The sequence below is a fragment of the Acinetobacter sp. YH12120 genome (genome assembly GCF_013418795.1).
In the GTDB taxonomy this organism is placed as follows: Bacteria; Pseudomonadota; Gammaproteobacteria; order Pseudomonadales; family Moraxellaceae; genus Acinetobacter; species Acinetobacter towneri.
Window position 1 is genome coordinate 59,018 of the sequence record NZ_VPBI01000007.1, and the last position, 13,078, is coordinate 72,095.

General features: G+C 41.2%; 12 protein-coding genes. 6 read left to right on the forward strand and 6 right to left on the reverse strand.

What is annotated here, in order from left to right:
• Window positions 1-11: 11 nt before the first annotated feature.
• Window positions 12-551, reverse strand: coding sequence for a DUF924 family protein (locus FTU58_RS06680; protein WP_180062241.1), 540 nt, complete (start codon window positions 549-551; stop codon window positions 12-14).
• Between the two features lie 318 nt (window positions 552-869).
• Here FTU58_RS06680 and gshA point away from each other — a divergent pair, with 318 nt between their 5' ends.
• Window positions 870-2,447 carry a glutamate--cysteine ligase gene (gshA, locus tag FTU58_RS06685; protein WP_180062242.1) on the forward strand — a complete coding sequence of 526 codons (1,578 nt, stop codon included), beginning with the start codon at window positions 870-872 and terminating at the stop codon, window positions 2,445-2,447.
• Between the two features lie 18 nt (window positions 2,448-2,465).
• Window positions 2,466-2,999, forward strand: a complete 534-nt coding sequence (locus FTU58_RS06690; RefSeq protein ID WP_180062243.1) for a disulfide bond formation protein B — start codon at window positions 2,466-2,468, stop codon at window positions 2,997-2,999.
• A gap of 137 nt (window positions 3,000-3,136) precedes the next feature.
• Here FTU58_RS06690 and FTU58_RS06695 read toward each other — a convergent pair whose 3' ends face one another.
• Complete coding sequence (locus FTU58_RS06695) at window positions 3,137-4,468, reverse strand: alpha/beta fold hydrolase (protein WP_154320171.1); 1,332 nt, start codon at window positions 4,466-4,468, stop codon at window positions 3,137-3,139.
• Between the two features lie 308 nt (window positions 4,469-4,776).
• Between FTU58_RS06695 and FTU58_RS06700 the strand changes: the two genes are divergently transcribed.
• Together FTU58_RS06700 and parE are read left to right on the forward strand one after the other, a co-directional pair.
• A complete protein-coding gene (locus tag FTU58_RS06700) occupies window positions 4,777-5,361 on the forward strand; it encodes a YqiA/YcfP family alpha/beta fold hydrolase (protein WP_179988760.1) in 585 nt (194 codons plus the stop codon).
• A 14-nt stretch (window positions 5,362-5,375) separates the two neighbouring features.
• Entirely contained in the window at window positions 5,376-7,256 is a 1,881-nt protein-coding gene (gene parE / locus FTU58_RS06705; RefSeq protein ID WP_004974183.1) for a DNA topoisomerase IV subunit B, read from the forward strand.
• A 76-nt stretch (window positions 7,257-7,332) separates the two neighbouring features.
• Here the strand turns inward: parE and FTU58_RS06710 are convergent, their stop codons facing one another.
• The 4 genes from FTU58_RS06710 to FTU58_RS06725 all read right to left on the reverse strand — a co-directional run bounded on the left by FTU58_RS06710 (window position 7,333) and on the right by FTU58_RS06725 (window position 11,451).
• Window positions 7,333-8,034 carry a phospholipase D family protein gene (locus FTU58_RS06710; RefSeq protein WP_004974184.1) on the reverse strand — a complete coding sequence of 234 codons (702 nt, stop codon included), beginning with the start codon at window positions 8,032-8,034 and terminating at the stop codon, window positions 7,333-7,335.
• A 137-nt stretch (window positions 8,035-8,171) separates the two neighbouring features.
• Window positions 8,172-9,587, reverse strand: a complete 1,416-nt coding sequence (locus FTU58_RS06715; protein WP_096901624.1) for a DASS family sodium-coupled anion symporter — start codon at window positions 9,585-9,587, stop codon at window positions 8,172-8,174.
• A gap of 176 nt (window positions 9,588-9,763) precedes the next feature.
• Window positions 9,764-10,546 (reverse strand): sulfite exporter TauE/SafE family protein, encoded by a 783-nt coding sequence (locus FTU58_RS06720; RefSeq protein WP_180062244.1) that lies wholly within the window; start codon window positions 10,544-10,546, stop codon window positions 9,764-9,766.
• A gap of 173 nt (window positions 10,547-10,719) precedes the next feature.
• A complete protein-coding gene (locus FTU58_RS06725) occupies window positions 10,720-11,451 on the reverse strand; it encodes an outer membrane protein OmpK (protein WP_179988758.1) in 732 nt (243 codons plus the stop codon).
• 545 nt (window positions 11,452-11,996) lie between these two features.
• Here FTU58_RS06725 and FTU58_RS06730 point away from each other — a divergent pair.
• Window positions 11,997-12,362 (forward strand): HPF/RaiA family ribosome-associated protein, encoded by a 366-nt coding sequence (locus FTU58_RS06730; protein ID WP_004974190.1) that lies wholly within the window; start codon window positions 11,997-11,999, stop codon window positions 12,360-12,362.
• 164 nt (window positions 12,363-12,526) lie between these two features.
• Window positions 12,527-13,069: an ankyrin repeat domain-containing protein gene (locus FTU58_RS06735; RefSeq protein ID WP_136144366.1), complete on the forward strand. Its 543-nt coding sequence runs from the start codon at window positions 12,527-12,529 to the stop codon at window positions 13,067-13,069.
• Window positions 13,070-13,078: the final 9 nt, after the last annotated feature.

Here is a 13,078-nt window from a genome sequence, read left to right on the forward strand (position 1 = left end):
AAGCTCGCCAGTTAGAAACTGCTATTGGGTTGGGTTAAAAACTCAAGTTCTTCTGCACTCGAAGGACGTCCCAACACCTGATTCCGATGTGGATAACGTCCAAAACGGTCAATAATCACTTTATGTTTCAGTTCATAGCCCAACACGGTGGGGTCATTCAAACTTTCAAACAACGTTAATGCGACTTCGTGAATACGTTTGGATTCACTGTGCATAAACGGCATATATAGAAAACGACGTTCGGTTGGGTTTAAGTCCTGATCCAATTTTAAGTGAATCATTTCTTGTGCCAACACCAAGGCCATTCCATCTTGGGCAAAGGCACGCGGGTCATTACGGTATAAATTACGTGATAATTGATCTAAAATAATGATTTCAGCCAAACGACCTGCAGGTGTTTCGCGCCATGTCCATAGTTCTCCTTGTGCCGCTTGTTGCAGTACATCGGTAAATTTTTCTGCAAGCACGGCATCAAACTCTGCGCTTTTGACAAACCAGTTCGGTTCCGCAGCAGGAGAAAACCAAAAATCTAAAAAATCCTGATAATTCATACGCTTTATTATTTACCTCTGTTCTTTTGATTATAAAATCACAAATTTAGCATGTCTTATAGTGCAACTTTGTGATAAAAAATTGCCAAATTAAAATTTATTGACGTTGACCACTTTATTAAATGTCAGCATGCCCCAAAATCATCATTTTGTTAGAAAAAACAGCCCAAGCGCATGTGCTGATGCCAAATCAAGTTATACTTGAACGGTAGCAATTTCATCTCAGATCATCTGCATGATAGAGAAAATTGCCACCGACCCAAAATCAGCCTGTGGTTTATGTCGTATTTGTAGTGTATTGGATTAAGCGAGAGTGTAATGAGTCAACCCGAACCAAATGCGCAAGATGTTCTACCAACATGGGTAGACGCTGCGTTGCTTCAAGGGATGTTGCGCGGGATTGAACGCGAAAGTCTGCGTATGCAAAGCGATGGCTTCTTGTCGCAGCAAGCACATCCTCAAGCCTTGGGTTCGGCACTCACACATCCGCATATTACTACGGACTATTCCGAAGCGTTGATGGAGTTCATTACTCCACCGCAAAGCAGCATTCAACACGCGCTTGATTATTTGCGAGATATTCATAGCGTGGTGCATCAACACTTAGGCGAAGGTGAAAAACTTTGGCCGCTGTCGATGCCGTGTATGCTCGATGAAACCGATGACGGTATTCCACTGGCGCAATATGGCAGCTCCAATATTGGGCGCTTTAAAACCTTGTATCGCCGTGGTTTAGGTGTGCGCTATGGTCGCCGTATGCAGACCATTTCAGGGGTGCATTATAATTTATCCTTCCCTGAACATTTATTTGCCGCCTTGCAACAACATGAAAGTGATGAGCAGCTCAAAGCACTGAGTTTGCAAGATTATCGTAGTCATCGTTATTTAGGTTTAATTCGTAACTTTATTCGTTTAACGCCATTGGTGATGTTTTTAGTCGGTGCGAGTCCATCGGTTTGTCAGTGTTTTATGACAGGGCGTGAACATCATTTGTTGCCGTTGTTAAGAGGCACGTTGTATTTACCGTATGCGACTGCGTTGCGTATGGGTAACTTTGGCTATCAAAACTCGGCGCAGAAAAAACTTGGTATTCATTACAATGACTTAACAGGTTATTTAGATGGTTTGCAAAAAGCCGTGAAAACCCCGTACTTGCCATTTAGCCGCTTAGGTTTAGATGATGCTACGGGTGAGCCAATTCAAATTAATGACCATGTGCTGCAAATCGAAAATGAGTACTATAGTTTAGTGCGCCCAAAACAAGTGCCACAAGAGGGTGAAACCCCATCTCAAGCACTTGCCAATCGTGGTATTGGTTATGTCGAATTACGCGCGGTAGATGTTAATCCGTATAGCCCAATTGGGATAGATGAACATACCGCAGGCTTTTTGGAAGTCTTAGCATTGTATTGTTTGTTGCAAGACAGCCCAGCCTTGTTAGATGCGGAACAAAGCATCATCGAAAAAAATCAGACCGAAGTGGTCAATCGTGGGCGTGCGCCAAATGCGCACATTCAAGAGAGCGATGTTAAAACCCCAATTGAAGCGTGGGGACAGCAGTATGTCACCGCCATGCAACCTTTGGCTGCTTTACTCGACCAAAGTTATGCGACGCAGCTGTATTCTCAAGCTTTAGAACGCATGATGGTGCGTTTGCATGAAGTCGATGAAACTCTGTCGGCACACATGATTGCCGATACTATTCGTCATGGTGGTACGTGGGGCTTTGGCAGTTATATGGCGCAGCAACATGCACATGCGTATGAACAACATACGCTTCGTCCTGAAACACAAACATATTTTGATGAAATTGCAGTGCAATCTATTCAGCAACAACAACAACTTGAACAAGCACAAGGTCTGAGTTTTGCAGACTATGTCGCACAATATAGATAACAGTTCAGGGATTTAAACATGCAATTGAGTTATCGTCTGCTAAGTGGTGTTTTATTTTTAGCCAGTGTCATTGGGATGACATTTGCATTGTATTTGGAGCATGTGCAAGGTTTAGCGCCGTGTCCACTGTGCGTTTTTCAGCGGGTGGGCCTAATTGTATTGGGCTTGGTTTCACTGATTGCCTTTGTGCATAACCCTAAATCTAACGTGGTTAAGCGTATTTATGCGCTGTTCGGCAGTATTGGAATTTTATGGTCGGTGGGTGTGGGAGCACGTCATGTTTGGCTGCAAAACTTACCGCCTGATCAAGTGCCAAGCTGCGGTCCAGGGCTAGATTATTTGGTAGATGCCTTACCCATGAAAGCCGTATTGCAACAAGTACTGTCGGGTTCAGGTGAATGTGCTGTGATTGACTGGACGTTCTTAGGGCAGTCTTTACCTGTGTGGTCATTGCTGTTCTTTAGCGTGTTGGCGATCATTAGTTTATGGCAATTGCTGCGTAACTATCCTTTTGTGGCATCGACTACATTTGGCAAAGTGAAGAAAAAATAAATTCCGGGAGCCTACCCACTGAATTGATAAAAATGCGTCATCCATAAAATTGCGATGGCGCATTTTTTTTGTGTATCTGTTGATAATCTATCTAAAAATCATCGTGTTGTAGGGTATTTTGAACTGTTTAGACTATGTTAGGTGAGCGCGATGCCTTCTAAGCTTGACCAATCACCAATAAACTCACGAATTTGCTGCTCTGGCACTTCTTCATGCGCAGGATAAAACCATTTCACCAATTGCTCAGCCACACTCGGATGATATTGCAACTGAAAATGGTTCAGACCATAGAACACAGCTTTGTGCGATTCAGGCAGTTTTAATTGAAAACGTGGGTTAGGATGTTCCCCCAAAGCACTTTTTATACTGACTAAATAATCGCCAATGACTTTGCGGGTCAGGTTCTGCTTTTTCTCAAACTCAATGCTGCCTGCCACGAAATAAGCATTAATATGGGTCGGCAAAGGTGCGGGTTTGCGGTTGTCATCGACCTGTCCAATTCGTGCCTGATTATGTTCCCAGTCATCATCTCGCACACTGCCATAGCGCAAATCTAAAATGCCGTTGCTGCGAATATTGACCAGATGCCCGACAATTTTCACAATGGGAAAGCGACCTAATTTTTCCTGTAAATGGAAACCAAAACGCTCCAACACTGCTCCGTGATGTGGTGAGCCTAAACAGACCAGATTTTCGACCAAGTGAATCCAGTGCTGCAAATTTTGCTTGCCGTAAAACAGCGCACTGCGCGACACCAAGCCACCCATGCTGTGCCCAATTAAATCAATACTGGTAATTTTAGGATGACGCTGAATTAAATCATCTAAGGTATTGGCAAGACTGCGGCCATTGGCAGAAATGCGACGCCCTGTATTGTAATTCAGATATAACATGGTGTTATGGTCACGTTGTGCCAGTAATTTTTCACCAAAACCACCAAATTGGTGTGTAGTCCAATCGAGGTGATTGCGGCATAAACCGTGCACAAAAATTACCACACGTCCAGACAAATCGCCTTGTTGGACTTCGCCATAATGGTCATAGAGCACCATAGGTAAGGCGAGCGGATTTTGCTGTTCGAGTAGATAATCTCCCAGTACGCCATTCAGTACACCGACTAAAAAATGCAGGCTTGGCGTGAGTGCTTTGTCATGTAAGTTGGGAAATTGCGCAATGATTTGACGTAAACCTGGTGCAACAAAGTGATAGCCGTATTGTTGTAAGCTGTGGAAGGCAAACTTATACAACTTTTGAAAAGTTGCGGTTTTTTGAAACTTTTGCGAGCGTTGTTCGCTCATGCCAAATACGCTGAGCAAAACTTCACGCTGAATGGTTTGAATCACTTCGCTCATCACGGCATTCAGGCGCGTGCTGACCAACTGTGCCAAGCCTTCTAAGATATCGGCCTGACTTGGAGGTGTACGATCCCATCTACAATACGTTTCATGCAGCGGTGTTAAACTTGGCATACTGTGTTGCCCCTTGTGTTCCCATATACCGAACGCTTTATTTTTACTTGGGTTCGCGGTATAAACTCAAGGGTCTGCTGGCATTTCATGAATTTACAGAACTGCAAATTTTTAGATGAATTGTCACCAAACCCGATACTTTTATTTTATCGTGTTCATCTTGAACTACTTGTAAAATACCGATGACTGCCAAGATGTTCGCATCTTTTTGTCTAACAATTGCATTTTTCCATGAAAATTAAATTAAAAACGCAAAATAAGTGCTGTATCAGCCAAAAATTGAATGGTGTTACTAAGAAATGTCGCGCATGAATTTAATTTATTTACATGGTTTTCAAAGTAGTCCTTTGTCCATGAAAGGGCAGCTATTGTATGCCTATGTGCAGCAGCATCGCCCTGGTATTCAGATGCATTTGCCCGATTTAAATGCTCCACCTTTAGAGGTTTTGGCAAACGTATCGGCATTGATTCGACGTTTGCCCAATGTGGCATTGGTGGGCAGCAGTCTAGGCGGCTTTTATGCGACACAACTGGTCGCACAGCATCATGTGCCTGCTGTTGTGATTAACCCTGCTATGCGACCATGGCAATTGTTTCAGGACTTGTTTGGCGATGTGCTGCCCTATGTGGTACATCCGAACTGGAGCTTAACTGCAGCGCAATTGGATGACTTAGCAGACATTGCGTTGCCAGTTGCGCAAGATGCAGACAAAATATTGGTGTTATTGCAACAAGGCGATGAAGTTTTGGATTATCGTGAAGCGCAGCGTTATTATAGTGCTGCCTCACCTTCGGCCATGATCATGACTGAAGCGCACGGCAATCATGCCATGGATGATTTTGCAGACAAAATTCCGATGTTACTGCAATTTTTATCGGATTCCCTAGCTTAAGGAAACAGTACAACGTGTCTCAATATACCGCTCAATCTCTTGAAGTTTTATCTGGTTTAGATCCAGTACGTCGTCGTCCGGGCATGTATACCGACACCACACGTCCAAACCATTTGGCGCAAGAAGTTATTGATAATGCGGTGGATGAAGCACTTGCAGGGCATGCCAATAAAATTACCGTAAAAGTCTATAAAGATGGCTCTTTGTCGGTAGAAGACAATGGCCGTGGTATGCCTGTCGATATTCACCCAGAATACGGGCAAAGCGGGATTGAAATTATTCTGACCAAGCTGCATGCAGGCGGTAAGTTCAGCACCGACAACTACCAATTTTCGGGCGGTTTGCACGGGGTCGGTATTTCTGTAGTGAATGCCTTGTCCAGTCGGGTTGAAGTGACCGTACAGCGTCAGGGCAACCTGTATAAAATGGCTTTTGATCAGGGCGAAGCTGCTGCACCTTTAGAAGTCTTGGAAGGCAAAGCCCCAAAACGTGCTTCGGGTACGTTGGTACATTTCTGGCCTGAAGCTAAATATTTCGATTCACCTAAATTTGCGCTAAAAGCCTTAAAACACAATTTAAAAGCCAAAGCGGTACTAGCTGCAGGTTTAGAAATTCATTACATTGATGAAATTAACGATGAAAAAATTGTCTGGCAGTTTGAAAATGGTCTAGTCGACTATTTGATGGATGAGCTGGAAGATCGAGAGATTGTACCTGCCCCTGCTTTTGTGGCGACAGGTGAGGCAGAGCGTGCCAGTGCAGAGTTTGCAATTTGCTGGAATGTAGAAGGCGGCGAGCAAATTCAAGAAAGTTATGTCAACTTGATTCCGACTGCGCAAGGCGGTACGCATGTCAATGGACTACGTTCTGGTGTGACCGATGCGTTACGTGAATTCTGTGAATTACGCAATTTATTGCCGCGTAATTTAAAGCTATCTGCCGAAGATGTTTGGGATGGGGTCAACTACATTTTATCGTTAAAGTTCCAAGAACCGCAGTTTTCAGGGCAGACCAAAGAGCGTTTATCGAGCCGTGAAGCGGCAAGCATTATGCAGAATATTGCCAAAGATGCCTTTGCCTTGTGGTTAAACCAAAACTCTGACATTGCCATGCAGCTGGCAGAAATGGCAATTTCCAAAGCAGGTCGTCGTTTAAAAGCAGCGAAAAAAGTAGAACGTAAAAAAATTGTTTCAGGCCCAGCCTTGCCGGGTAAATTGGCAGATTGCGTGGGACAAACCCGTGAAGAATCGGAACTGTTTATTGTCGAAGGTGATTCCGCAGGTGGTTCTGCCAAACAAGCACGTGATAAAAACTTTCAGGCGATCATGCCAATTCGCGGAAAAATTTTAAATACGTGGGAAGTATCTTCGGACGAGGTTTTGGGTTCGCAGGAAGTACACGATATTGCAATTGCGATTGGGGTTGACCCGGGCAGTGATGATTTATCTGAATTGCGTTATGGTAAGGTTTGTATTTTGGCCGATGCCGACTCAGATGGTTTACACATTGCCACTTTGCTGTGTGCTTTATTCGTGAAACATTTCCCAAGTTTGGTGGAAGATGGGCATTTATACGTCGCCATGCCGCCGTTATTCCGTATTGATGACGGTAAAGATGTGCATTATGCGCTAGATGAAGATGAGCTAGAAAATACGCTGAAAAAAGCCAAAACCAAAAATCCGCAAATTACCCGATTTAAAGGTTTGGGTGAGATGAATGCCAGTCAGTTACGTGAAACCACGATGGATCCAAATACACGCCGTTTGGTGCAATTGGATTTGGATGATAGTCATTTTACCGCGGGTTTATTGGATAAATTGCTGGCTAAAAAACGCTCTGCAGACCGTAAAGTGTGGTTAGAGCAAAAAGGTAATTTAGCCGATTTGGCGGTTTAAGCTGATTTAATTTAGAAAAAGCATCCATTATTTCAAAAAAGTAATGGATGCTTTTTATTGTAATTTTGATTGGTGTTTATAATTCAATATTTTCAGGCCATAAAAAATATCCACCATATTGACTGGTTTTAAATTCTGCACCTACGTCTTTGCCTTGTTGAGTGAGTATGTGCTTTCCAGCATCATTGATATTTAATAAGCCTTTTTCGGTAAAATGAGCCAACAATTCATTGGTTTTCATTTTATGTTTTGCTGCAAGTTTAGATGATGTTAATTTACCAACATTATTGTCATTGGTTTCTTCAACAGATTCATTTGTTGGTTCGGCTTTCACTTCATCTAAACTAATTCTAACTTCATCACTAATACGAATAATACGTTGCGCTTCTTCATAAGCATCTTTAAAGACATCTTGATCTTCATATTTGCGAATCAAAATGCCCATTTCGTTATTATTAATTTGGCTAAATTCATAAAGATTTAGACTAGAAATAATACATTCAGATTCATTGAGATAGCATTTAGCATGTAAGTTTTTACAAAAACTGAGCCGAACAAAATCAAGTTTTTGCATCCATTTTATTTCATCAGGATGTAAATCGCTTTTTCCATAAACGATTCGAATATCAATTTTGAGTCGATCTTTATCTTCAAGTAATTCTTTAATACGGTCATTTAAACGTAAATATGGGCTAATTAAAATTAACCTTTCTTTGGCATTTTTTATCAGTTCTTCTAAGAAAAAATTGGTCGCGCTCGTATTTAAAAACTTAGCCATTTAACCCTCCTCATCGTGTCTAAATTATTATGTTTCGAGTATAGCGAATTTACTTAGGTAATGATTTGATGATTAAAAATATTCTAAAACTGAGGCGAAAAAAATGGAGCATCTTGTGCTCCATTTTTTATTGATCCTTAACTAAAGAACCAATATACAAATAATGAAATAATAAATACGCACATGACGTTCAACACCATGCCCACACTCATCATTTCACTTTGTTTAATTTGACCTGTACCAAATACAATCGCATTTGGTGGCGTTGCCACAGGTAACATAAAGGCACACGATGCACCAATACCAATAATCACCACTAAAATTTCTTTTGGAATACCCATTTGGTCTGCAATTGCAGCAAATACAGGAACCAATAACGCAGCAGACGCTGTATTACTGGTAAATTCAGTTAAGAAAATAATGAAGATGGTCACCGCAAAAATCACTACCAATGGCGAAGTATCACCAAAGGTATTGGCAAGGGTTTGACCCAATACCAAAGATGCGCCTGAATCTTTTAAGATCGCACTGAGGGTTAAACCACCACCGAACAGTAATAACACGCCCCAATCGGTATTTTCAGCTACTTGCTTCCAAGATGCAGTACCTAGCATGACTACCAAACATGCAGCAGCTAATGCAGTCCATGTATCGGGTTGGCTAATGCCGAAGGTTTCGCTAAGTTTTTTACCAAAAATCCACGCCACTGCAGTACATACGAATAAAATCATCGTTGCAACACGGGTTTTGGTCCAAGGAATCACTTCAGTTTCAAAATGAATTTTTTGATTTAAATTTGGACGCAATACCAAATATAAGCTGACCAACATCGCTGGTAGCAAAATCAGCATCATTGGTAAACCAATTTTCATCCAGTCAGCAAAGTCATAGTCTAATGCTTTGGCTGCAATAGCGTTTGGTGGCGAACCCACCAACGTACCCAAACCACCTAAACTGGCAGAGTAGGCAATCCCCAATAAAATGAAAACGAAGGTTTTACGCTCTTTGGTGGCATCGAGGTGTGATAACAAACCTAGTGCCAACGGTAACATCATCGCCGCCGTGGCTGTGTTGGAAATCCACATCGACAACGCAGCAGTGACGATAAAAATAGATAAAACCGAAATCCCCAAGTGACCGCCCGACATGGAAATAATCCACATCGCAATTTTACGATCCAGTTTCTGAATGTGCAGCGCAGTTGCTAAAGCAAAACCACCAAAGAACAGGAAAATAACAGGATCGGCAAAAGTCGCCAATGCCTTGCTGGTGCTAATTGGCTCAAGCACTTTGCTGGCATTTTCAACAGGCATGCCCAAAATTACGGCAAGCACCGGCACCAAAAGTGCGGTAATGGTAATGTGTACAGCTTCGGTGAGCCATAAAATACCAATAAAAAGCAACAGACTTAGACCCTTATTTGCATTTTCATCATAGGGCAAGACATTGTATAAACCGAAAGAGAGCAGGGCTGCAATTGCAACAATCACCCAGGTCTTGATCAGTTCTTTTCGCTTAATATTGGCTGGCACTTCTATATGGTTATTTTCCATAGAAGTTCACTCCGTCAAAAGGAATTAAAAGAAAAGAGGGAAGATTGGTCGATGCAAACGACCGAAGCAGTCTGAATAGACTGTTTTTTAAGCTGGTCTTAATTATAGGTGTAAATAATTATTTAAGCCAAAAAAAATCTAAATAATTTTCCATTTGTTATGTTTATTGGTCTGATTTATATCAATAAAGCAGGTGATGTTTGGATGATGAATAATCCTTGAGCAATCGCGTAAAGTGCCATAAAACCCAATAACGTAAATACAATCTGCTTAAATAATGTCTGGGAAATTTGTTTACGAATCAGACTGCCGATATACACCATCAGCATAGAGATGATGCAAATCAGGGCTAAAACTTTTAATTGTATGTGGCTAAACTGTTGAATTACTGGATATAAAACTGCCAATTGAATGAGTTTGGAAATAATAAAGTTTAAGTTGCTAATCACCACAATATCGGTTTTGCTGTGTTGAGTGCTGAGTAAATACATCATTAGAAATGGTGCCATGGCATTGGTCGCACCACCAATCACACCTGCCAGCAAACCAAAAATCAGCATATTTTTGAGTGAGGCAGAAATTTGAAAAGGACGTTGTCGAAATTGATCGGCCACGTACAATAAAATCAGTACGCCCATTGCCAATTTTAAATAACCTTCGTTCAGAATGAGCAGCAAACTGACGCCCAAATAGCTGCCAATCAGCGCACTGAAGATTAAACCCCAATATTTTTTGCAGTAGCCATATAAACTGCTGAATATAGATTGTGTGGCATCGCCCCGCAGCATGTAGATATTGAGAAGCAAACAGGGAATCAGAACCAAAGCAACCGCAGTACTGAGTGGATATAACATCGCCACCGCAGCCGTACTGAGCATAGGAAAACCAAAACCGCTCATGCCATGCAAAATTGCAGCAATCGCACAAAACAGCAGAATAATGAAATCGGTTTTTTGCATGTGGGCTTCACAGTGCTTTTTATTTGAAATTTAACTCAATGTAGCGGAGTTTTGCGCTAAGTACAAATGGGTTGCATGGTTATGAGCAAAGCATATTTATTGGAAACTATTTTAATGACCAATAAAAAAGCAAGACCGAAGTCTTGCTTTTTTTGAACAGAGAAAAATACAGCTTAGAAATGGTATTTGACCAATGCGCTGACATCGTTTTGATCTACGCCTTTAATACCAAACTTGTTGTTCCAAACAGAGTGTTCGATACCCACGTATAATTTGGTTTTAGGTGAAATGTGTTTGCCCACATTCCATTTATATTGAGAAGTCCAGTTTAATTCGCTGGCATGGTCATCTTCTGCAGTAGACCAGTCTAGGAAGGCATCAGCCAAGAACTCTTCTGAACCAATTTTAAATGGTACAGCATAAGTGATGGTCATTTGATAATCATCTTTAGTGAGATCGTTGTCTGCTTTGTAGAAATTTACATTTGCATATTGCGTATATGGAATGTCTAAAGCAAAACCAATACCGTATAAAAAGTTATTGAATTCAGGATTAGCACCGTGTCCAGCATTATGTTCCCAAGTAGTTGCAATGAGAACATCTTTCACTGGGCCAAAAGATAAGTTTTGACCTGTAGTTTCACCCAAGCTTAAACGTGGCGCTAATTCAAAATAGGTTGAGTCATCATCATTGCCATCCCATTGTTGGTCAACGAAGAAGAACACATCAGAATATTTGAGTTTAGCTGCATATTCAGCAGTAAGAGTCGTACGATCTTCTGTACCTAATTTATAGTTTTCACCATAAAGAGCAGTCAGGCTAGAATCTTGCCAAATCGGTGCAGCTTGCGTAAAAGTTGCAGCAGTGGAGATTGCGCACAGCGCAGCAATATGTGTAAGTTTCATAAAAATAGACCCCAATAAAAGCGTTTCAAGGATACAGATTCTTTAGCAAAAATAAAGCAAAATTCGATTATTGACGGGTCATTTTGGGGTGTTTTCTATCAGCTTTTGGGTTGAATACTTTTTAAACGATTTAAAACCAATGGTCAAAATGTAAAGGTGAATATTGCAGGTGTGACTAAACCCTTTAAAAGCATCAAGTTTCTCATTGGCAATAGATTGAACAACGTAGTGCTATCCAAATTGATCGCTTATTGAACATCTAAGCTGAAATTGGTGATAAAAGGGTTATTCTTTTGCTGCTTTTCTATAAATATCGCTTGCATATTTTTCAGATAGGCCCGATATTCAAGGTATAGGGACACGGTTCTGCAGAATTAAAAGTGTTCATCATTCACGTAGGAGGAAGTGATTCCAAACTAAGTTGAAGATGTACTTTATGCTGTAAAAACAGCACATTATAAACACGCCAAAACGTATATATAAAATTATGTGTAAGATTTTGGCACAACAAGATTCAGAAATAACGAACGCAAGAGGATGAAATCATGAACATTGAAATCCGTACCGATAAAAACATTCAAAACAGTGATCGATTAATTAGTTACGTTCGTGAAGAACTGAATAATGAATTCCAACGCCACAGTGAGCGTATTACCCATTTTTCAGTGCATTTTAGTGATGAAAATGGTGAAAAAGGCGGTGATGATGATATTCGTTGTATGATTGAAGCACGTCCAGCAGGTCTAAAACCAGTGGTTGTGAATCATCGTGGTCATAATATTGATACAGCCATTCACGGTGCGATTGACCGTTTAAAACGCAGCCTAGAACATGCGTTTGAGAAAAATGAAAATCCTCGTGGTGCTCGCCCAGAATTTGTAGATACAGATGTTGGTGGCGACGACGAATAAGGATCAGACAGATTCCAAGAGCCTCGCAAATTTTGCGAGGCTTTTTTGTGTTTGCATGTAGCCAATGCACTAAATTCACGATTTGCTGACATTTATCTCATACAAATGTCGCTTTATTGGGCATAATAGTTCTAAATTAAACATTGAATAAGAGAGCTCTCTGCATGTTAACTGCGCAACAACAAGTCTTGGTGCAAGCAATAGAAGAATTAGACCTTGCCCAAGTGCAACGCCTATTGGCAGACGGTTTAGACCCTAACTTTATGGATGCCGAAAAAGGCCCTGTGATTTCAGTCTGGTCAGATGGTTTATTTCAATGGTGGGAAAAAGTCTGCGAAGCATACGAAGCAGGTCAGCCACTCACAGAACAGCAAAAACAGCAAGATTTGCAAGTGCATTTAGATATTTTAGAGGCATTGATTCAAGCCAAAGTGAATTTGCACTTATGGGATGCCGAAGAAATTTACGGCCCATTGTGGGATGCAGCTTCTGCAGCATGTGTTCCTGCAGTGCAGCGTTTATTGGATGAAAAAGTCGATCCAAACAGCAAAGATGAAGATGGTTTAACCATTTTATCTTCGATTAGTGATTTATTGTTTGATTGTGATTTTGATGAAATTCAGTGGTCGGATGCTTTGCCAGAAGAACAACAGACTTTAGAATTGTTGCGTCGTTATGGCGCAAAAATGAGCAAAGAATTGGCCTAAGAGCAGAGA